The sequence below is a fragment of the Pseudohongiella sp. genome, assembly GCF_040877505.1.
Taxonomy (GTDB): Bacteria; Pseudomonadota; Gammaproteobacteria; order Pseudomonadales; family Pseudohongiellaceae; genus Pseudohongiella.
Window position 1 is genome coordinate 42,032 of the sequence record NZ_JBBDNQ010000024.1, and the last position, 21,438, is coordinate 63,469.

The 21,438-nt window shown below is 57.6% G+C and carries 19 protein-coding genes and 1 pseudogene; 15 read left to right on the plus strand and 5 right to left on the minus strand.

The features are described from left to right. Positions 1–3: 3 nt before the first annotated feature. From WD071_RS08555 to WD071_RS08590, 8 genes are all read left to right on the plus strand, one after another. Positions 4–615, plus strand: a complete 612-nt coding sequence (locus WD071_RS08555; protein WP_368047945.1) for a PilN domain-containing protein — start codon at positions 4–6, stop codon at positions 613–615. Beyond that, complete coding sequence (locus WD071_RS08560) at positions 615–1,460, plus strand: hypothetical protein (RefSeq protein WP_368047946.1); 846 nt, start codon at positions 615–617, stop codon at positions 1,458–1,460. The genes WD071_RS08555 and WD071_RS08560 overlap by 1 nt, the downstream gene beginning before the upstream one ends. Further along, the gene (gene pilQ / locus WD071_RS08565; protein ID WP_368047947.1) at positions 1,457–2,764 is read left to right on the plus strand and encodes a type IV pilus secretin PilQ; all 1,308 of its coding nucleotides are present in this window, start codon (positions 1,457–1,459) and stop codon (positions 2,762–2,764) included. Before WD071_RS08560 ends, pilQ begins: the two co-directional genes overlap by 4 nt. Before the next feature lie 113 nt (positions 2,765–2,877). Then, the gene (gene aroK, locus WD071_RS08570; RefSeq protein ID WP_368047948.1) at positions 2,878–3,420 is read left to right on the plus strand and encodes a shikimate kinase AroK; all 543 of its coding nucleotides are present in this window, start codon (positions 2,878–2,880) and stop codon (positions 3,418–3,420) included. 54 nt (positions 3,421–3,474) lie between these two features. Next, positions 3,475–4,572 (plus strand): 3-dehydroquinate synthase, encoded by a 1,098-nt coding sequence (gene aroB / locus WD071_RS08575; RefSeq protein WP_368047950.1) that lies wholly within the window; start codon positions 3,475–3,477, stop codon positions 4,570–4,572. A 60-nt stretch (positions 4,573–4,632) separates the two neighbouring features. Next, entirely contained in the window at positions 4,633–5,697 is a 1,065-nt protein-coding gene (gene hemE, locus WD071_RS08580) for a uroporphyrinogen decarboxylase (protein WP_368047951.1), read from the plus strand. Beyond that, complete coding sequence (gene folK / locus WD071_RS08585; RefSeq protein ID WP_368047952.1) at positions 5,669–6,178, plus strand: 2-amino-4-hydroxy-6-hydroxymethyldihydropteridine diphosphokinase; 510 nt, start codon at positions 5,669–5,671, stop codon at positions 6,176–6,178. Before hemE ends, folK begins: the two co-directional genes overlap by 29 nt. A gap of 192 nt (positions 6,179–6,370) precedes the next feature. Then, entirely contained in the window at positions 6,371–7,285 is a 915-nt protein-coding gene (locus WD071_RS08590) for a hypothetical protein (RefSeq protein ID WP_368047953.1), read from the plus strand. A gap of 40 nt (positions 7,286–7,325) precedes the next feature. Here WD071_RS08590 and bioA read toward each other — a convergent pair whose 3' ends face one another. The 3 genes and pseudogenes from bioA to WD071_RS08605 all read right to left on the minus strand — a co-directional run. After that, positions 7,326–8,687, minus strand: a complete 1,362-nt coding sequence (bioA, locus tag WD071_RS08595; RefSeq protein ID WP_368047954.1) for an adenosylmethionine--8-amino-7-oxononanoate transaminase — start codon at positions 8,685–8,687, stop codon at positions 7,326–7,328. A gap of 16 nt (positions 8,688–8,703) precedes the next feature. Then, the gene (locus WD071_RS08600) at positions 8,704–9,183 is read right to left on the minus strand and encodes a ComF family protein (protein WP_368048151.1); all 480 of its coding nucleotides are present in this window, start codon (positions 9,181–9,183) and stop codon (positions 8,704–8,706) included. A 78-nt stretch (positions 9,184–9,261) separates the two neighbouring features. Next, positions 9,262–9,441, minus strand: a pseudogene (locus tag WD071_RS08605) (double zinc ribbon domain-containing protein); the annotation flags it as partial. Positions 9,442–9,593: 152 nt separating this feature from the next. On the opposite strand from WD071_RS08605, the gene bioB reads away from it, so the two are divergent. From bioB to WD071_RS08625, 4 genes are all read left to right on the plus strand, one after another. Continuing rightward, complete coding sequence (gene bioB, locus WD071_RS08610) at positions 9,594–10,631, plus strand: biotin synthase BioB (RefSeq protein ID WP_368047955.1); 1,038 nt, start codon at positions 9,594–9,596, stop codon at positions 10,629–10,631. Positions 10,632–10,654: 23 nt separating this feature from the next. Continuing rightward, positions 10,655–11,878, plus strand: coding sequence for an 8-amino-7-oxononanoate synthase (bioF, locus tag WD071_RS08615; protein WP_368048145.1), 1,224 nt, complete (start codon positions 10,655–10,657; stop codon positions 11,876–11,878). Further along, positions 11,868–12,572: a dethiobiotin synthase gene (gene bioD, locus WD071_RS08620; RefSeq protein WP_368047956.1), complete on the plus strand. Its 705-nt coding sequence runs from the start codon at positions 11,868–11,870 to the stop codon at positions 12,570–12,572. Before bioF ends, bioD begins: the two co-directional genes overlap by 11 nt. A 111-nt stretch (positions 12,573–12,683) precedes the next feature. Next, a complete protein-coding gene (locus WD071_RS08625; RefSeq protein ID WP_368047957.1) occupies positions 12,684–14,474 on the plus strand; it encodes an acyl-CoA dehydrogenase C-terminal domain-containing protein in 1,791 nt (596 codons plus the stop codon). A 16-nt stretch (positions 14,475–14,490) separates the two neighbouring features. Here WD071_RS08625 and WD071_RS08630 read toward each other — a convergent pair whose 3' ends face one another. Together WD071_RS08630 and WD071_RS08635 are read right to left on the minus strand one after the other, a co-directional pair. Continuing rightward, positions 14,491–15,231: a DUF3379 family protein gene (locus tag WD071_RS08630; RefSeq protein ID WP_368047958.1), complete on the minus strand. Its 741-nt coding sequence runs from the start codon at positions 15,229–15,231 to the stop codon at positions 14,491–14,493. A gap of 37 nt (positions 15,232–15,268) precedes the next feature. Then, positions 15,269–15,841, minus strand: a complete 573-nt coding sequence (locus WD071_RS08635; protein WP_368047959.1) for a sigma-70 family RNA polymerase sigma factor — start codon at positions 15,839–15,841, stop codon at positions 15,269–15,271. 129 nt (positions 15,842–15,970) lie between these two features. Between WD071_RS08635 and dapB the strand changes: the two genes are divergently transcribed. From dapB to carB, 3 genes are all read left to right on the plus strand, one after another. Then, complete coding sequence (dapB, locus tag WD071_RS08640) at positions 15,971–16,774, plus strand: 4-hydroxy-tetrahydrodipicolinate reductase (protein ID WP_368047960.1); 804 nt, start codon at positions 15,971–15,973, stop codon at positions 16,772–16,774. A 220-nt stretch (positions 16,775–16,994) separates the two neighbouring features. Continuing rightward, positions 16,995–18,143, plus strand: a complete 1,149-nt coding sequence (gene carA, locus WD071_RS08645; protein WP_368047961.1) for a glutamine-hydrolyzing carbamoyl-phosphate synthase small subunit — start codon at positions 16,995–16,997, stop codon at positions 18,141–18,143. Positions 18,144–18,176: 33 nt separating this feature from the next. Then, a complete protein-coding gene (gene carB / locus WD071_RS08650) occupies positions 18,177–21,392 on the plus strand; it encodes a carbamoyl-phosphate synthase large subunit (protein WP_368047962.1) in 3,216 nt (1,071 codons plus the stop codon). Positions 21,393–21,438: the final 46 nt, after the last annotated feature.

The window sequence follows — 21,438 nt, forward strand, 5'->3', positions numbered from 1 at the left end:
GGCATGCGAGTCAGCACCCTGATGACGATTAACCTGCTGCCATGGCGAGAAGCCCGGCAGCTCAGACGGCGTCAATGGTTTTGGGCAGGTCTGGCAGCAGCTGCATTGCTGGCAGTGGTGGCAGTTGCGACTGCCGCCCTGATCGCGCAGTCCGTCATATCCGGGCGTGAACGTCATAACAGCGGTATGGCTGCGCAGTTGGATGCTCTGCAACAGCGCGTCAGCGAGCAGGATGCGCTATTTGAAGCGTACCAACGGCAGGATGCTGAATGGGCGGGCACACGACGTCTGCACTCGGCACGGCTCAGGCAGACGCGGACACTGGTTGCGTTGCTGGCCAATGAACCGGAGGGCCTGACCCTGGACCGGCTGCGTTATGCTCCGCCGGCAATCGTGGTTGAGGGCGCTGCTGAGTCCGCCGGCCGCGTAAGTCAATGGATGATGTTGCTGGGTAATCATCCGTATATCGACAATCCAGAGTTGCAAGCGCTGCGTGTCGAGGACATCTCTTCAGGTGGGCGCCCAATCTATTTCTATCGTGTCAGGTTCGAGCTGCCCGTTTCCGGGGCTGCATTCGCTGACACCGCATTCATGGTAACGGAGCCTGATGACTGATGATGAGTGGGCTGATATTGCGCGGGTTTTTCGATAGCCTGCGTGGCTTCGATTGGTCGGAACTGCGTTATGTGTCCGCCTGTGGCTACTGGCCGCTGGCGGTTTACGCGGTTGTCTGGTTGGCGTGTCTGTTGTTGGTCATGCTGCTGTGCAGCCTTTTGCTGATGCCTAAAATCAGTGCGTCCTGGCATGACGTGAGCGATCGCTTCGCCAGACTGGAGCTCAGGCGCGCAGCTCTTCAGGCGCAGTTTGACGCAGTCGCGGCCAGGAATCTCAGTATGTCCGCGCGCTATCCGCAGCGACCCTATCCTGGGAAACATTTTCGGCCCGGTCATCCCATGCCCGCGGTGCTCGACCTGGTGGGTGGAGCAGCGACGGCGCGCGGTATCGTCATTGCCGCACTTCGTCCTGAAAAACTTTGGCAACAGGCGTCACTGGAGGCTTTTCAGATTGAAGCCGAACTGAGCGCAGACAAACGCCAATTGAGAGCCTTCCTCATGGATATCGGGGCTGTTGCCGTGGCGTTGGCGATCAAACAGGTCGACTGGGACATGACGTCGTCCCGCGGAAAGCTGACACTGTTCCTGATCGTTGATGACAAAGGCATTGTGCAACGCAGCAATGCCTTTGCTGTGACAGAGCCTGCGGGCGCGGACGAGGCTGTCAGCCCGGGTGATGCGGCTGGCGGTGCCGGCTGGCGTCGCGTCGCCTATATTCAGCGTGGCGATCGTTTCCTGGAGGTGCTGCGAAGTGTTCAGGGAAAGGTTCGGCAACGTGAGGGACAGGTGATGGCTGTGAAAGAAGCAGCCGGGAAGGATGGTGTGGTTGCGGAGGCATTACCGTGAAAGCAGTGGTCGACTCCCGACACTACCGGGTCGTTGCGCTATGCCTGCTGGCTGCCTGTTGTTTGATGACGCCAGCAGTCGCAGCCGACGATGTCGCCGAGCGTGTGCCGATCAGCATTGATTTTGAGGCGCTGGATTTACGTTCGGCCATACAGCTGCTCGCGAATGAACTGGGGCATGAGTTGGTGCTCGACGAGTCTGTCAGCGGGCGTATCACGCTGCGCCTGGATGATGTTGACCCATGGCAGGCGCTCGAGACTGTATTGCGTAGCCGCGAGCTGGAAAAGCGGATAAGAGGCGGCCTGCTGCATGTGGCGCCGATGAGTGTGTTTCTGGCCAGGGATGGTGAGACCCGGCGGATGCAGGAAGCGATGGCGGCGTTGCAGACCGAGTACCTGCAGGTAAATTACGCCGACGTGGCCGTGATTCTGGCGCTGGTCATCGGTGAAACTGAGGCGTCCGGTGGTCTGTTGTCCGGGCGTGGTTCGGCGAGCATGGACGTCCGGACCAATACCCTGATCGTGCGCGATATTGCCGCCAGGCTGGCGGATATCAAAAAGCTGCTGCGCAAGCTGGATGTGCCGGTGCGGCAGGTTCTGATCGAAACCCGCATTGTCAGTGTGTCCAGCGAAATCGGGCGTCAGCTGGGTGCGCGCTGGGGTGCGTTCAGCGCGGAGTCCGTGCAGACTGCACCGGACGCGGAGAGTGGCACCCTGGCGAACGCTGATGCTGGTTTGGCCCTGTTCGCTGACCACCAGCAGGTCAGCTCAATTGCTGGCAGTGTGCTTCGTCGCAGCCTGCTGCTGGAGCTGGAATTGTCGGCGCTGGAAAATTCCGGGCAGGCTGAGCTTATTGCCCGCCCCCGGATCACGACCCAGGACAATGTGTCGGCAAATATCCGCTCTGGTGTGCGTATACCTTATCAGGCGCAGGCGGGCGGCACGGCTGGCGGCTCGATTACCGAGTTTGTGGACGCGGTGTTGTCGCTTGATGTGACGCCGTTGATCACGCCGGATGATCGCATTATCATGCAGTTGGGAATCCGTCAGGATTCGGTGGCCTCTGGCAGTGGTGATATACCTGCCATCAACACCAACACCGTCAGCACCCGTGTTCTGGTTGAAAATGGTGATACGCTGGTGCTAGGTGGCATTTTTCGCGATGAACAGACGCGTGAGGAGACCCGTACGCCGCTGCTGGGCGACGTGCCGGTGCTGGGGCGCCTGTTCCGACGTTCGCAGCAGGCTGCCAGACGCACTGAACTGCTGATTTTCATTACCCCGCAAATAGTTCAGCCGCGATAACGGTCAGTTTCATTAAGGCAGCGCACTGCCGCTTTTTACTTGAGTTTTCACGCGCAGACGGGTTAGATTGCGCCCTTCAATTTGCAACCGCCCGCCAAGGATATCTGACCGCTATGCAGCAAAGCGCCAATCTTTACCTGATCGGCCCCATGGGGGTTGGCAAAAGCACGATCGGGCGGATGCTGGCGTCGGCCCTGGACAGGCCGTTCTTTGATTCCGACAGAGAGATTGAAGCGGCTACCGGTGCGGATATTCCGTGGATTTTTGACGTTGAAGGCGAGGCCGGTTTCCGGGTCCGGGAGGAGCGCATGATTAACACGCTGACTCAGCGCGAGGGCATTGTGCTGGCCACCGGCGGCGGCGCCATATTGTCGGAAAACAGCCGCACCAATCTGAACCGTCGGGGCACAGTGGTGTACCTGAAAGCGTCGCTTGCGCAGCAGTTTGAGCGCACCAGCAAGGATCGAAACCGGCCGTTACTGCAGACGGCTGACCCGATGTCGCGAATCCGCGAGTTGATGAAGATACGAGATCCTTTGTACACCGAAACGGCCCACATCACCGTTGACACCAGTCGCCGGGGGCCGCGAACCGTGGTGACCGAGATATTGCGCCGTTTGCGCGAATACGAAACCCCGACTGTGCCTGATGCCTGATGTGTCGCCGGCACCCGTTGCCTGCCAATTGAACCGAACACGGAAATTGATGTAATGCTGAATCTTGACGTTGATCTGGGGGAGCGCAGCTACCCCATACTTATAGGTACCGGTTTGCTCGGGCAGGCTGATATTCTGAGTCCCTTTATCAAGGGCTCACGGGTACTGGTGGTCACCAATTCAGTCGTGGCGCCGCTCTACCTCGACACGTTGCAGGCTTCATTGCAGCACAGCAAAGATGTGCAGGTCGACACCCTGGTACTGCCTGACGGTGAGCACACCAAAACGCTGGCAACGCTGCAGCTTATTTATGACGAACTGCTCAGCAATCGACATGAGCGCAGCACAACACTGATTGCACTGGGTGGCGGTGTGACCGGCGATATCACCGGCTTTGCTGCCGCGACCTATCAACGGGGAGTTAATTTTATTCAGGTGCCCACAACGTTGCTGGCGCAGGTCGACTCATCGGTAGGCGGCAAGACAGGTGTCAACCATCCTCTGGGCAAAAACATGATAGGGGCGTTTTATCAGCCGCAGTGCGTGCTGGTTGATATTGATGTGTTGTCTACATTGCCGGTCCGGGAGCTGCAGGCAGGCTTGGCTGAAGTCATTAAATACGGCCTGCTGGGCAGCTACGAATTTCTGGTCTGGCTGGAGCAGCACATCGAGGCATTGCTGGCAGGTGATGCTGAATTGCTGACGCAAGCGGTGAAGATTTGTTGTGAAGAGAAAGCCCGGATTGTGGCGGCAGATGAGCGTGAAGGTGGCATGCGCGCCTTGCTTAACCTGGGCCATACCTTCGGGCACGCGATTGAAGCGGCGATGGGTTACGGAACCTGGCTGCACGGTGAAGCTGTTGCCACCGGTATGGTCATGGCGGCGGATCTGTCCCGGCGCATGGGCTGGATCAGTGCTGCCGATGCTGCCCGCGCACGCGACCTGGTGGCGCGCGCAGGTCTGCCGGTGAGTCCGCCACCGGGAATGACCGCTGACCAGTTTATGTCATTGATGTCAGTCGACAAAAAAGTGCAGTCTGGCAAAGTTCGTTTCATTTTACTGCGTGGCCTGGGAGAAGCCGCCATCGAATCCGAAATCGACCCGGCATTGTTGCGACAGACATTGACCGCTGGCGAACAGCTTTGTCGCTAGCACCACACCCGGGACGGGTTTACGTGTAAAATACCGCCTCACCACCGATAGGAGTTGCCTGTGGCACCGCTGAAAAACGACCGATTTTTACGAGCTCTGACCGGGCAGTCCGTGGATGTGACGCCAGTATGGATGATGCGCCAGGCAGGTCGCTACCTGCCCGAGTACCGTGCTACGCGCAAAGTTGCCGGGGACTTTATGAGCCTGTGCCAGGCACCGGACATGGCGTGTGAAGTTACCCTGCAGCCACTGCGACGCTATCCCATGGATGCGGCCATTCTGTTTTCCGATATTCTCACCATTCCCGATGCCATGGGCCTGGGTCTGTATTTCTCCGAAGGTGAGGGGCCGCGCTTTCGCAAGACGGTTCGCACCGCGAAGGATGTGGAGCAGTTGCCGATACCGGATGTTGCCCGTGACCTGTCCTACGTGACGGACGCCGTGTCGTTAATCCGGCGTGAGCTGAATGGCTCGGTTCCGCTGATTGGTTTTTCCGGCAGCCCATGGACACTGGCGACCTACATGATTGAAGGCAGTGGCAGCAAGGATTTCAGGCACGCAAAAGAGTTCATGTATAACCACCCGGAGCTGATGCATCAGTTGCTGGATAAGCTGGCACAGACGGTGACAGCATACCTGAATGCCCAGATCGCCGCCGGCGCCCAGGCTGTGCAGATCTTTGATACCTGGGGCGGCATCCTGTCGACTTACGCCTACCAGGCATTCTCGCTGGATTATATGAAAAAAATTATTGCCGGCCTGACGCGCGAGGCCGATGGCCGCAAGGTCCCGGTGATTCTGTTCACCAAAAATGGCGGTTTGTGGCTGGATCAGATTGCTGACAGTGGCTGCCATTGCGTGGGGCTGGACTGGACCATCGAAATGGGACGTGCCAGGGCTATGATCGGGGACAAGGTGTCTTTGCAAGGCAATATGGATCCGACCATTTTATATTCATCCCCGGCCGCCATCCGTGCCGAAGTGGAACGGATTCTGGCGTCATATGGTGACGGCAATGGCCACGTGTTCAATCTGGGCCACGGCATAACGCCGGGGGTAGATCCGGACAATGTGGCGGTCTTTATCGATGCAGTGCATGAGCTCTCAGCCCAGTACCATCGCTGAACTCGTCGCGCGCCATGGCGACGAGGGGCTCTGCGCTGAGCGTCTGGCTATTGTGGCGCTGGGCGCAAATCTGCCGTCACGCTTCGGGTCTGCCCGTGACACCTTGATACGCGCGGCGGAAGCACTGGCCGCGCTGAGTGCCTGGCCGGTGGTGCTGTCGCCGATCATAGAGACAGAGCCGGTGGACTGTCCGCCCGGTTCTCCACCATTTTTTAATGCGGTGGCCGCGCTGGACCCTGGCGAAACGCAAACACCCGAGCAGTTTTTGCGCGAACTGCAGGCCATCGAGACCGCATTCGGGCGCTCGCGCAGTGGTCTGGTTAATGAGGCCAGAGTGTTGGACCTCGACCTTGTCAGCTATGGTCAGCAAAGACGAAATACGCAGGAACTGGTCTTGCCCCATCCGCGAGCCGCGCAGCGGGATTTTGTGCTGGCGCCACTGGCTGTGATCTGGCCCGAATACCGGCTTCAGGACGCTTGATACTGGATTTGAATTATGTATACTGAAGTGCTCAGGATAAGGTTGAAATCCTGAGCTGCATTGCGGTAAAAAGCATTGCGGTAATAAGAAAGCATTGCGGCCTTTTTAGAAAGGCAGTGAGTGGAAGAGCAGTGAAGAAAGCATGGCAGTGAAGAACGCATGAGAACGGCCTGAGAACGGAATAAAAGCAGAATGAACAAAGCCCGGCCACAAAAGGCCCGCCCACAAAAAGCCCGCCCACAAATTGTCAGCTTCGTGCTGGCAATGAGCACGCTGATGGCTATGTCGTCGGCAGCGGCGCAGCAGTCAGTGGGTGATGAGTTTGACGAAAGTGCACGCAGCGGCGAGATGAGTATGTTTGCCAGCGCCGCGCAGTCAATTTCGCAGCGTGTGGGACGCTGGTTTGGTTCAGACAATGACCTGTCAGTGCCGGAGTCGGCTGAGATCAATGTTGACGATACCCGTATTTTTGAATCCGATCTCTTGCTCGAAGCGTTTCCCGCTCTGAGCTCAGCGGATGATGCCCTGCATTTACTTGATGTCAGTCGTGAGCACAGTTTTCTTCGGGCAGATCCCGGCGCCCCGCAAGAGCTTGATCTGAGCGCTTCCTATGTATGGGAGTCGCCCCGGTTCGGGCAATTCATCCTCAGCACCAACACAACCTACATATACAATACCAGTCACGCTGATGTGACACGTGATGTGACAGCCAGTTTGCCGCCCGCGGAGCATAATGCCGCGGCTTTTGGTATTAACGCAGGGCTGGCCCCGGAGCTGCAGAGCAGTCTGACGTTTACCTGGCAGATGGGCAATCACACGGCAACAGCGGTCACCAGCTATGCAGACGGAATGGAAACGTTTGGCAAACTCGGCGCTGACACGCTGAATATTGAGCAATTGAATGAATTGATGGGTGAAATTGCGACACTTGACCTGAGCTACGGCTACAATGTGAAGGCTGGCCGTCAGGGCAATGCATCGATTTCTGTGGGTGTGCGCAGTCAGTTTGACCGTCGCCAACTGATACCCGTCACCAGCCCGGCCAGTGCCCGGTTGGTCAACACGCCGGAGCGTATGGCCTACGGTACAATCAAATACCAGTTCTGAGATTCGCCAGCTTTGGCTGCGCTTTTTTAACCACGACCCCTTACGTACTCCCCTTATTACACCCCTTGCTGCCCTGTGCAGACTCCTCTTTGCCAAGTTCCGCCACCACGGTCGCCACTGCCGAGCACAGCTGTGACAGTTGTGTTGCCGTAATGATATACGGCGGCATCAGGTAGACAAGTTTACCGAACGGCCTGACCCACGCGCCCAGTTCCACAAAGCGCGGCTGTACGCGTTGCATGTCTACAGCTTGTCTGAGTTCGACAACACCAATAGCGCCCAGCACCCTGACGTCGGCCACGTCCGCAGATTTCCGGCAGGGAGCCAGCCCCGCAAGCAACTGCTGTTCTATGCGGGCAACGTTTTCCTGCCACGGGCCGCTGAGCAGCAGATCCAGACTGGCGTCGGCCACCGCGCAGGCCAGTGGATTGGCCATAAAGGTCGGGCCATGCATAAAGGTGCCGCCATTTTGTGAAATGGTTGCGGCAACGTGCTCAGTGGTCAATGTCGCTGCCAGTGTCATGTAGCCCCCGGTCAGGGCTTTGCCAACGCACATGATATCGGGGCTGATACCGGCGTGTTCACAGGCAAACAATTTGCCGGTACGGCCAAATCCGGTGGCAATTTCATCGGCGATCAGCAGCAGGCCATAGTCATCACATAGCGCCCGCGCTTCGCGCAGGTATTGTGGTGAGTAGAAGAACATGCCGCCGGCGCCTTGCACCACAGGTTCCAGGATAATGGCAGCGAGGCATTGATGGTGCTCGTGTACCAGCCTGCGCAGGGAAACAATGTCGGCGCCGTCCCAGGGCTCGTTGAAGCGACACCGGGGCGCATCGGCAAAGAACTGCCGGGTCAGATTGTTTTCAAACAGTGAGTGCATGCCGGTGACCGGGTCACAGGTCGACATGGCAGCAAACGTGTCGCCGTGGTAAGCCCGGCGCAAGCTTAGCAGGCGGCATTTGCCCGGCCTGCCCCGGGCCTGCCAGTACTGAATCGCCATCTTGATGGCGATCTCCACCGCAACCGAGCCGGAATCGCTGAAGAATACTTTTTGCAGGCCTGCCGGGCAGATACTGAGCAGGCGTTGGGCCAGACGAATGGCGGGTTCGTGGGTCAGGCCACCAAACATGACGTGAGACATGTTTTCCAGCTGTTTGTGGATGGCGGCGTTAAGCACCGGGTGGTTGTAGCCGTGCACTGCGGCCCACCAGGAGCTCATGCCATCAATGAGTGTACGGCCATCGGCCAGGTGCAATTCGCAGCCGCTGGCGCTTTCCACAAGGAACACGGGCGAAGGCTCGGTCATGGATGTGTAGGGATGGATCAGGTGGTCATGGTCGAACTGGCCAAGCAACGCCCGGGTGTCAGCAGGCATGGGAAGGCGGTCAGGTGTGGGCATGGGGGTCAGGACTCTTTCAGGATTCTGGTTGATGATTGCTGCGGGCCAGTGCCCACACATCGATTCTGGCGGCAGCGCAGTCGCTCAGGGCGGTGGCCATGGCCTGCGTTGTCGCGGTTGTGGTGACAACATCATCAATGATGGCAAGGCGTCTGCCTGGCATCATGGTCGCGCTGGCCGAGGGGCGAAAAGTGCCCTGCATATTATCCATGCGCTCTTCAGCGTTCAGGCCCCGTTGCGCGCTTCCGCCCTGACGGCGCTGGCAGCTGTTGTCCAGCACCGGAATGCCGCTGCGTTGTGACAGTCGCCGCGCGAGCAGCAGGGCCTGGTTGAAGCCGCGCAGGCGAAGTCGCGATGGATGCTGTGGCACAGGAAGCAGCAGCTCGGGCCATGGCGATGCGCTATCGTCGTAATGTTGCATGAAATGCTCGTTGAAGCAGTTGGACAGGCCCCGGAACTCGGGAAACCCGGCCCTGTCCTTGAACTGCCGGATCATACCGGAGACCGGAGCCTCATAGGCAAAGGTGCAGTGACAACTGCTGAAAACCGGTGGCCGAACGCTGCAGCGTGAGCACAGCGGGTCAGACCAAGCCTCCCCCAGGGCAACCCCGCAAAGTTGACAGCCGGGCGGCTGCCAGGGAAGCTCCTCCTCGCAGCTTGTACAGAATCCTCGCCGCCGGGCAGGGACCGCGAGGCAGACCAGACAGGGTGTGGCCATCAGCCTGCTGGCCAGGTTTTTTGCGACTTTTATCATGGCGCCCTTCTGTCAGTAGTCAACTTATTATGACATATAAAGTTGACAATGGTGTGGGCTGACTTAGAATATGTAGTCCTCACCACCTTTCATTACTCCATTTTAGCAGCGAGGCCGCGCCTGTGCTGTTGGATCAAAGCCAGGAACTCAAGATGACTCATACTGCTGCAGGCATTCGACACGACTGGACGCGCAAGCAAATCAGGGCTCTGTTCGAGCAGCCTTTTATGGATCTGATCTATCAGGCGCACACCGTGCACCGTGCCAATTTTGATGTAAACCAGGTGCAAATGAGCACGCTGCTATCGATCAAAACCGGCGCCTGTCCGGAGGACTGCAAGTACTGCCCGCAAAGCGGTCACTACAATACAGGGCTGGAAAAGGAAAAACTGCTGGCAGTAGACAAAGTCATTGCACAGGCCCGGATTGCCCGTGACAACGGCGCGGCCCGCTTTTGCATGGGGGCAGCATGGAAACATCCGTCGGACAAGGATTTTCCGTATGTACTGGAGATGGTCCGTGAGGTGCGATCGCTGGGTATGGAGACCTGCATGACGCTGGGCGCCCTGTCTGATGAGCAGGCGGACGCATTGGCTGAAGCCGGGCTGGACTATTACAACCACAACCTCGACACGTCACCGGAGTATTACGGCGAAATCATCACCACGCGCAGCTATCAGGAACGCCTCGATACCCTGGGCAGGGTCCGTGAAGCAGGCATGAAAGTATGCAGTGGCGGCATCATTGGCATGGGGGAGACGGCAGCCGACCGCATTGGTTTGTTGCAACAACTGGCCAACATGCCGCAGCATCCGGACAGTGTACCGATCAATAACCTGGTCAAGGTCAAGGGTACGCCGCTGGACAATGTGGACGACCTGGACCCATTTGAATTTATCCGTACTGTTGCGGTGGCCAGAATCATGATGCCGGCTTCCTACGTGCGCCTGTCGGCAGGTCGGGAATCGATGAATGAACAAGTGCAGGCAATGTGTTTTTTTGCGGGTGCCAATTCGATCTTTTATGGGGAGAAACTGCTGACCACGCCGTTGCCGGAAGAAAGCGCTGACCTGGCATTGCTGGCGCGACTGGGGCTGCGTCCGGAGCGCCGGCATCAAACCAGCAGCGACCCGGAGCAGGGTTCGTCAGTCACTGCGCGGGAAGACTCGCGCTTCTATGCTGCCATGTGAGCATGGCATCTGCTCAGTCTTCAATGGCATTTGCGCAGCGATTGCAGCATCGCCTTGACGCGCACGAACATCAGGGTCTGATGCGTAACAGGCTGCTGCGAGAGGGCCCCTGTGACGCGGTGCAGCGTTTTGCCTGCGGCGAACTGGTGTCGTTTTGCAGCAATGACTATCTGGGGCTGGCCAATCACCCGTTGGTCATTGCCGCGCTGCAGGAGGGTGCCGCCCGTTATGGCGTGGGCAGCGGCGGTTCGCATCTGGTGACCGGACATTGTGAGGCGCATCATGCGCTGGAAGAGGCGCTGGCCGAGTTTACCGGGCGTGACCGGGCTCTTCTGTTCTCCACAGGTTACATGGCAAATATCGGCGTCATCAACGCGTTGATGAGTGATGGCGGCGTGGTGTTGCAGGACGCACTCAACCATGCCTCATTACTGGACGGTGGCTGGCTCAGCCGGGCTCGCTCGATTCGTTATCCGCACAATGACATGGATGCGCTGCATGCCTTGCTGACCCGGCATCAGAACCAGCCCTGCCTGATTGTCAGTGACGGTGTGTTCAGCATGGACGGCGATGTGGCGCCGCTGCCGATGCTGGCGAAACTGGCGGCCGGGTCTGGTGCCGGTCTGATGATTGACGATGCTCATGGGTTTGCCTGTCTGGGCGCTACAGGGCGCGGAATCGTTGAGCTGTTTCCGGAGCACAGCGGCAGCGGTGCCGTAATGACACAGCATGAACTGCCGGTGTTGGTAGGTACCTTTGGCAAGGCCCTGGGCACGGCCGGGGCCTTTGTGGCCGGAGATACAACGCTGATTAAGTACCTTGAACAATTTGCCCGCAGCTACGTCTATACCACGGCGATGCCACCCGCGCTGGCCCTGGCTACGCTGGCCAGTCTGCGCGTAAGTCAGCAGGAAGACTGGCGCCGGCAGCGCCTGCAGGCGTTGATCCTGAAATTTCGGCAGGCCATGCGTGGTATGGCGTTTCCCGTCCTGGATTCACACTCCGCAGTGCAGGCAGTGGTGTTGGGAGATGTCGCTGCGACACTGGCGGCCAGTGCGATTATGCGTGATCATGGCTTGCAGGTATCGGCGATCAGGCCGCCCACTGTGCCCCGCGGTGAAGCCCGATTGCGGATCACCCTGAGTGCGGCACATACGGATGCCCAGTTCGATCAATTGGTACAGGCGCTGACGGTGGTCAATGAACAGTATCGCGCCAGCGCGGCAGGGACACGAGATGAAAATTGAACAACCTCATGCTGTTTTTATCACCGGTACTGATACGGAGGTCGGCAAGTCGCGGGTGGCGGCCTCGTTGCTGGCGGCTGCTCGTGCTGCGGGTCTGTCGACAGCGGCATTCAAGCCGGTAGCCTCCGGTTGTCAGGAAGAGTCGGGCATGCTGCGCAACGAAGATGCCTTGCTGCTGGCGCAGTACTGCACCTTGCCGCTGACATATGAGCAGATAAACCCGGTTGCGCTGCGCCAGGCGATCGCGCCGCATCTTGCCGCAGCGAATGAAGGGCGTAGCCTGCACCTGGACAGACTGGTGGGTTTTGCCCGGGGGCTGTTGATGCAGCGGGCGGACCTGACGGTCGTTGAGGGTGCGGGTGGCTGGCGCGTACCGCTGAATTCCCGTGAATTTCTGTCCGGCTTACCTGCGGCACTGAATATGCCCGTCATTCTTGTAGTTGGCCTGAAACTGGGTTGTATCAATCACGCGATACTGACTGCCGAAGCGATTCGCCGTGATGGTTTGACACTGGCGGGCTGGGTTGCCAATCACCTCAGTGTCGACATGCCGGTCGCCAGCGAAAATATTGCCACGCTCCGCGACATGCTGCCCGGCCCATGTCTGGGCGAGTTGCCCTGGGCGCCAAAGGCGTCGCCGGAGGACTGTGCGCGACACCTTGATCTGGCTGGTTTATTGACTGCCGGCATTTGACTGGCTGTTGTTGAGCTTATGTCTAGATTGACGTTGACGTTAACGTCAACTGTCGGTAATTTAGGCGTCTAATCCAATCGAGTTAGCTGTTCGAGCAGCCGGAGTTTGATCGTGTCTGATTACAAAGCCCCTGTCCGGGATATGAAGTTTGTCCTCAACGAAGTACTGGCCGCTGACAAGCTGCTGGCGACCATGCCGGGCACCGACGAGGTCAGTGAAGATCTGATCAGTTCGGTGCTTGATGAAGCCGGCAAGATGGCAGAATCTTTGTTGGCCCCGCTCAATCGAAGTGGCGACGAAGAAGGCTGTCATTTCGCGGACGGCAAGGTCACGACACCGACCGGTTTTCGCGATGCCTACAAGACCTTTGCCCAGGGTGGCTGGATCGGGCTGGCCGGTGATCCGGCCTATGGCGGTCAGGGTATGCCCAAGATGCTGGCAGTCTGTATTGAAGAAATGATCATGGCCGCCAACAGCTCACTGGCCTTGTACGCTGTGCTCAGCGCCGGGGCATCTTTGGCACTGGCTCGCCATGGCAGCGAAGAGCTGAAACAGGCATACCTGCCCCGGCTCTATGATGGCAGCTGGAGTGCCACCATGTGTCTGACGGAACCGCACGCCGGCACCGATCTGGGCATTATCAAAACCAAAGCGGTGCCTCAGGCAGACCACAGTTACAAGCTTACCGGTACCAAGATTTTTATTACCGGGGGTGAGCACGACCTGACCGACAATATTATTCACCTGGTGCTGGCCAAATTGCCCGATGCGCCCGCAGGTCCACGAGGTATCTCCCTGTTTCTGGTGCCAAAATGCCTGCCTGACAGCAACGGCGCAGCAGGGGAGCGCAACAGCCTGAGCTGCGGTTCCATCGAGCACAAGATGGGTATCAAGGGTTCGGCAACCTGCGTCATGAATTTCGACGGTGCCACTGGTTATCTGGTGGGCGAAATCAACAAGGGCCTGGCCTGCATGTTCACCATGATGAACTATGAGCGCCTGACCATTGGTCTGCAGGGGCTCGGGCTGGGTGATGCGTCATACCAGACTGCAGCCGCCTACGCCAAGGATCGCCTTCAGGGGCGGGCGGCGACGGGACCGGTCGCGCCGGATCAGTCTGCGGATCCTTTGCTGGTACATCCGGATGTGCGTCGGATGCTGCTCACCATGCGAGCCAACACTGAGGGCGCGCGGGCGTTGGCAATGTATGTCGGCAGCCAGCTGGATGTTGCCTATTTTCATCCTGACGAGGCGGCGCGTAAACGGGCCGCCAAGCTGGTGGCATTGTTGACACCTATTGCCAAAACCGCTTTCACCGACAAAGGTTTCGAAGCCTGTGTCCTGGGTCAGCAGGTTCTCGGTGGGCATGGTTATGTGCGTGAATGGGGCCAGGAACAGCATGTTCGTGACGCCCGTATCGCACAGATTTACGAGGGTGCCAATGGTATTCAGGCACTGGACCTGATGGGCCGCAAGGTGGTCTTCGACAAGGAAGGCCTGTTGGAAGTTCTGGTCGATGAAATTCGCGACTACGTCAAGGCCGAGCAAAATGGACGTGCCGCGCCGTTTGTTGCGACTCTGACGCAAGCGCTGGATTGTCTGGTGACAACCACTGACTGGGTCCGTACTGCCAGCGCGGATAACCCCAATGAAGTAGGCGCTGCTTCGGTTGCCTACCTGGAATTGATGACATTGATTCTGTACTGCTACATGTGGGCGAGAATGGTGTCGGTGGCGAGCGAGGCACTGGAAAACAATGCCAGTGACAAGGATTTTTATACCGCCAAAGTGCAGCTCGGCTGCTATTTCCTGGATCGCCTGATGCCGCGCTACAAATCGCTGGCCGAAGAGATCAGGGCTGGCAGCGATGTTGTCATGGCCATGGATGAGGCGCTGTTCTGAGCGTCGGGAAATTGTGTCAGATCGACCACTCGATGTTGTCGCGAAGCATGCTCTCGTAGCGATCCAGGGGTTCGTTTTTCTCGCCGATGACGGCCATGTTGCCCTCATTCACCGGGATGATGCGCCCCTGAAAGCGATCATCGCGCAGCTCCACACCCCGGCTCACCGGTGCCGTTCTGATAAAGATAATCGATATCGGGCCATGTTCGCCCCGCGCGACCAGGTGTGCACTGCGTGAACCGCCAAGGCCACAGAGCCTGGCAAAGATCATATGCAAGGCAGCGAGTTCTTCAGGTGTTTTCAGGGACGTGCCGGCGGCTGCCAGGATGGTTTCGATCTCATTCCAGCTGATGCCACTGTCATTGTTGATATCAATGTCCATGCGGTTGTCAAAGCTGGGCGCTTCCTGGTGCATATGCTCCACCAGTTCATCGTGCAGGGCCAGATCCTGAGCACTGAGCCCGGGTTGCAGGAACAGATTAAGGGCCAGCCCGGTGGCTACCACAAGACTCGCAGCCAGCGCTAAAAAGCGCCGGCTTCGCAGCGGCGAAGCAGGGCGGGCATGCTGGTTGAGCTTGCGTTTAAGTCCGCCCGGGATATCGACCGCCATCAATGTGCGTTGCAGATCTTTTTCGAACTCGTTGAGTTCTCCGAGGAGCTGGCGTCGTTCCGGGCTGGCGTCAGCGGCCGCCCTGAAGTCTTCCTGCTCGTCGAGCGGGTTACTGAAGGCGCGCGTGCGAAATTCCAAATCATCCATCGTGTGAGAGGCTCTAGGCTGTCAATTTTTATAGGTATCAGTCTGTTATTTTATCTGTCAGGTCGTTGTCCGCATCTTCGGCGTCGTCTTCAGGGACCAGTATATTTTTCAGCTTACTGCGCGCCCGGAACAAACGGGTCATCACGGTGTTGTTATTAAGATCGAGAATGTCGGCGATTTCTTTCCCGCTGAAGCCACCAATGACCTGTAGCAGCAGAGGGTCTCGGTAGTCTTTGTCGAGCCGCATGATGGCCTGATGCAATTCCACCTGTTTCTGCCGATGATCCGGTTCGCCGGTATCGTCCTCCGCGACAGAGACATCGTCTATGTCTACCAGTTCCGGGCGATAGCGCTCGTAAAGCCGGGCATTCTCGCGGCGCAGAATCGTGAACAGCCAGGCTTTTGCCGCCTTTTGGTTCTGCAGACTGTCGAATGCACGCCAGGCGCGCAGAAAGGTCTCCTGCACCAAATCTTCGGCAATACCTTTATTCCGCGTTAGCCAGAAGGCATATCGGAAAACGTCCTGGTACAGCTCGTCGACCAGCGCTTCGTAGCGTTTGCGTCTGTCGCTATCGCTGTTGTTACGTCCATGGACCGTTGATTTGCTCATTTTGTTTCGTGATGGCGTCCTGTTTCCGGTGTCCTGTATTCTGTTGGTTCATCCCATTAAGCGTTATACTCGCACATTTGCAGCACCTGATCAGCAATAAGTGGCAAATTCCTAAACTGGCAAACTCTTATGATTCGAATAGCAATCGCTGGCGTCGCTGGCCGTATGGGCAAGACGCTGGTGCAGGCGGTGGCAGACCGGGCAGATGATGCCCGGGTTGCCGCCGGAACTACATTGGCAGACGACCCGCAGGCGGGCCAGGATATCGGCCTGATCGCAGGTACCGGCATGTTGCAGGTCGCGGCGTCGACGTCTCTGGACAGCTGCGCCGACAGCTTTGACGTATTGATCGATTTCACATCTCCCGCCGCAACACTGACCCACCTGAATGCCTGCCGCCGACAGAAAAAAGCCATGGTGATAGGCACTACCGGTTTTACGGCGGAGCAAAAACAGCAGATCAGTGACGCGGCCAACGATATACCCATCGTATTTGCCCCCAATATGAGCGCAGGAGTCAATGTCAGCCTGCGTCTGCTCGCGCTGGCCGCCAAAGCACTGGGAGACGACGTTGATATTGAGATCGTGGAGACTCACCATCGTCACAAAAAAGATGCGCCATCAGGCACGGCTTTGCGTATGGGTGAAGTGATCGCTGACGCACTGGGTCGCAATCTTGATGACGTGGCTGTTTACGGCCGCGAAGGCATCAGCGAAGAGCGCGACCGGAAAACCATCGGGTTCGCGACCATCCGGGCAGGCGATGTCGTTGGCGATCACACGGTCATCTTTGCCGGCAACGGCGAGCGTCTGGAGATCACCCACAAGGCCAGCAGTCGCATGACCTTTGCCAGTGGTGCGGTGCGGGCGGCCATCTGGCTGGGCGACAGATCCCCGGGTCTGTACTCCATTGATGATGTGCTGGGGTTGTGACAGCCCCTGCTGACTCAGTCCTCGCGTTCTGCGCCGATTTAATCTGGCAGTTTAGCGCTGTGAACAAGCTTTCGGCATAGACCTCGGACTGCATTTCCCGTATAATTACGCCTCAGTATGATTACCACTGAGCACAACACCAGACAGCACATCCAAAAGCGGAATGAGAGAGAGCTTTCATTCCGCTTTTTTTCGCCTGTCGACTATCCGGGAGATCACATTGAATAATCCAGCAGTTCTGGCCCTTGAGGATGGCAGTGTCTTCAAAGGCAAGGCTATCGGTGCCCTGGGTCTGGCCAGCGGAGAGGTTGTTTTTAATACAGCCATGACCGGCTACCAGGAAATTTTGACCGACCCTTCCTATGCACGACAGATTGTCACGCTGACCTACCCTCATATCGGCAATACCGGTTGTAATGCCGAAGATAATGAATCTGATCGTGTCTGGTCTGCGGGTCTGGTGATTCGCAACCTGTCAGCGACGGTGAGCAACTGGCGCAGCGAGCAAACACTGGAAGAGTTCCTTAAAGCTCAGAATGTGGTGTCAATCGCCGAGATCGACACCCGTCGCCTGACGCGCTTGTTGCGTGAAAAAGGCCCCCTGAATGGCTGTATCCTGAGCGGTGAAGAGCTGACCACTAAAGGCGAGCAATATGCGATCGAACAGGCTCGGGCATTCCCGGGTCTGAAAGGCATGGATCTGGCGAAAGAAGTATCAACGAAATCCAGCTATGAGTGGTCGCAGGGTGAATGGCAGCCACTGGGTGTCGGCTACTCAGAGACGGCGCACGAAAAACCGTTTCACGTGGTGGCCTACGACTATGGTGTCAAGCGCAATATCCTGCGCATGCTGGCGCAGCGCAATTGCAAAGTGACGGTGGTGCCGGCGCAGACGCCTGCTGCCGACGTGCTGGCGATGAACCCTGACGGCGTTTTCCTGGCCAATGGCCCGGGTGATCCGGAGCCCTGCGACTACGCGATCACTGCTATCAAGGCAGTGCTGGAAACTGATATCCCCGTGTTTGGTATCTGTCTGGGTTGTCAGTTGCTGGCGTTGGCTTGCGGCGCGAAGACGGTGAAAATGCAGCTGGGCCATCACGGTGCCAACCACCCGGTGCAGAACCTGGACGATGGCACGGTGCTGATCACCAGTCAGAACCACGGTTTTGCTGTCGACGAAAAATCTCTGCCGGCCAATTTGCGTGCCACCCACCGCTCGCTGTTTGATGGTTCGCTGCAGGGTGTTGAGCGTACGGACAAGCCGGCGTTTGCTTTCCAGGGGCACCCTGAAGCGAGTCCCGGGCCGCATGATATTGCACCCCTGTTTGACAAATTTGTTGCTCTGATGGAAAAACGCGCCGCGCGCTGATCCGGCCAACCCACACACAGACACGGTTAAGTTATGCCAAAACGTACAGATTTAAAAAGCATTCTGATCATCGGTGCCGGGCCCATTGTTATTGGTCAGGCCTGTGAGTTTGACTACTCCGGCGCTCAGGCCTGTCAGGCGCTGCGCGAAGAGGGTTACCGGGTCATACTGGTGAACTCTAACCCGGCGACCATCATGACCGACCCGGCCATGGCCGATGCCACCTACATCGAACCGGTCACCTGGCAGATCGTTGAGAAGATCATAGAAAAAGAGCGTCCTGACGCTATTTTGCCAACCATGGGAGGTCAGACTGCGCTCAATTGCGCACTGGATCTTGAGCGCCACGGCGTGCTGGCGAAATACAATGTTGAAATGATCGGTGCCCGCGCCGAATCCATCGACAAGGCCGAGGATCGTGAGCTGTTTGACGATGCCATGAAGGCCATTGGTCTGGAGACGCCGCGTCACGGTATCGCCCGCAGTATGGAAGAGGCCTTTGCTGCGCTGGATCTGGTGGGGTTCCCGTGCATCATCCGGCCGTCGTTTACCATGGGCGGCAGTGGTGGTGGCATTGCCTACAACAAGGAAGAGTTTGTCGAAATCTGTACCCGCGGTATGGAGCTGTCACCGACCAATGAGCTGCTGATTGATGAGTCGCTGATCGGCTGGAAAGAGTATGAGACCGAAGTGGTCCGCGATAAGAATGACAACTGTATCATTGTCTGCACCATCGAGAACTTTGATGCCATGGGGGTGCATACCGGTGACTCCATTACCGTGGCGCCGTCACAGACGCTGACAGACAAGGAATACCAGATTCTGCGTAATGCCTCGATCGCCGTGCTGCGCGAAATCGGTGTCGAAACCGGTGGTTCCAATGTGCAGTTTGGCATGTGCCCCGACACCGGACGCCTGGTGGTTATTGAAATGAATCCGCGGGTCTCGCGCTCCTCCGCACTGGCCTCCAAAGCCACCGGGTTTCCGATTGCCCGTGTTGCCGCCAAACTGGCCTGCGGTTTTACTCTGGACGAACTGCGTAACGAAATTACCGGTGGTATAACGCCTGCGTCATTTGAGCCGACTATTGACTACGTGGTTACCAAGATTCCGCGCTTCACCTTTGAAAAATTCCCGGAAGCCAATGATCGTATCACCACCCAGATGAAATCGGTGGGTGAGGTCATGGCGATCGGGCGCACGTTCCAGGAGTCAATGCAGAAAGCTTTGCGCGGTCTGGAAGTCGGCATCAGTGGTTTTGATCCGATTCTGGACACCGAAGTCAGTGATGCCATGGATACCCTGCGTGGTGAGCTGATGGATGCCGGTAGCGATCGTATTCGTTACATTGGTGATGCCTTCCGGCAGAACTGGTCAGTGAAAACGGTTGCGGAAATGACAGGTGTTGATCCCTGGTTTCTGACCCAGATTGAAGATCTGATCCAGGATGAAATGCGGGTCAGCAAGATGACACTCAAGGATCTTGACCGCGACACCTTGTATGCGTTGAAGCGCAAGGGTTTCTCGGATTCACGCCTGTCTGCATTGTTGCATGAGCCGGAACATGCCGTGCGTGCACACCGTCACGCGCTGGATATCCGTCCGGTCTACAAGCGCGTCGACACCTGCGCTGCCGAATTTGAATCGGCAACGGCCTACATGTACTCGACCTACGAGGAAGAGTGCGAATCGAAACCCAGCGACCGCAAAAAAATCATGGTGCTTGGTGGCGGTCCCAACCGTATCGGGCAGGGTATCGAATTTGATTACTGCTGTGTGCACGCAGCACTGGCCATGCGCGAAGACGGCTACGAAACCATCATGGTCAACTGCAACCCGGAGACGGTTTCTACCGATTACAATATTTCCGATCGCCTGTATTTTGAACCGGTGACGCTGGAAGATGTGCTGGAAATCGTGGCGCTGGAAAAGCCGGTAGGGGTCATCGTACAGTTTGGCGGTCAAACGCCGCTGAATCTCGCTGAGGGCCTGGAGCAGGCCGGTGTGCCGGTCATTGGTACCAGTGCTGACGCCATTGACCTGGCGGAAGATCGCGAACGCTTCCAGAAAATGATTCAGAAGCTGGGCCTGAAACAGCCACCCAACTGCATCGTGCGCAGCGTTGAGCAGTGCATCACCGAAGCGGAAAAAATCTCTTACCCGCTGGTTGTCCGCCCGTCCTATGTGCTGGGTGGCCGCGCCATGGAGATTGTGTACAACAAGGAAGAGCTGAACCGTTATATGCGCACCACGGTCAAGGTCGGCAACGACAGCCCGGTGTTGCTCGACTACTTCCTTAACGCTGCCATCGAGATTGATGTGGACCTGGTCAGCGATGGCAAGCAGGTCGTGGTGGGCGCCATCATGCAGCATATTGAGCAAGCGGGTGTTCACTCAGGCGACTCAGCCTGTTCATTGCCACCCTATAATCTGCCCGCCGAGGTACAGGACAGAATTCGCGAGCAGGTGACCGCTTTGGCCAAAGAGCTGAATGTGGTGGGTTTGATGAATACGCAACTGGCGTATCAGGACGGCGATCTTTACATTATTGAGGTCAATCCCCGGGCGTCCCGTACCGTGCCCTTTGTGTCCAAGTGCATCGGCGTGTCGCTGGCCAAAGTCGCAGCACGCTGCATGGCGGGGACCTCGCTGGCTGAGCAGGGTTTCACCAAAGAAATCATTCCGAAAACCTTTGCGGTGAAAGAAGCGGTGTTTCCGTTCAACAAGTTCCCGGGCGTGGACCCCATCCTGGGGCCGGAAATGAAATCGACCGGGGAAGTGATGGGTGTCGGTGATACCTTCGCCGAAGCCTTCTCCAAGTCGCAGATTGGTGCTGGTGAAAAAATTGCCAAAAGTGGCAACGTGTTTATCAGTGTGCGCGATGCAGACAAGCCCAAGGTGGCCGAGGTGGCGCGGCATTTCCATGAACTTGGTTTCTCGGTGGTGGCCACGATGGGCACGGCGGCGGTCATTGAAGAGGCGGGCCTGCCGGTGACTCGGGTAAACAAGGTGATGGAAGGCCGGCCGCATATCGTGGACATGATCAAGAACGATGAGATCGCGCTGATTGTGAATACAACAGAAGGCAAGCAGGCGATTGCGGATTCCTCGACAATTCGCCGCACGGCGCTGCGTCATAACGTTTTCTGCACCACCACTCTGGCCAGTGCCAGCGCCGTTTGTGAGGCCCTGCAGTTTGGTGATAACCTGTCCGTCTACACCATACAGGAATTACATGCGCGTCTGTGAATGATGTGAATTCGGGGGGTCTGGACAAGCCCGCCGATTATCCGCA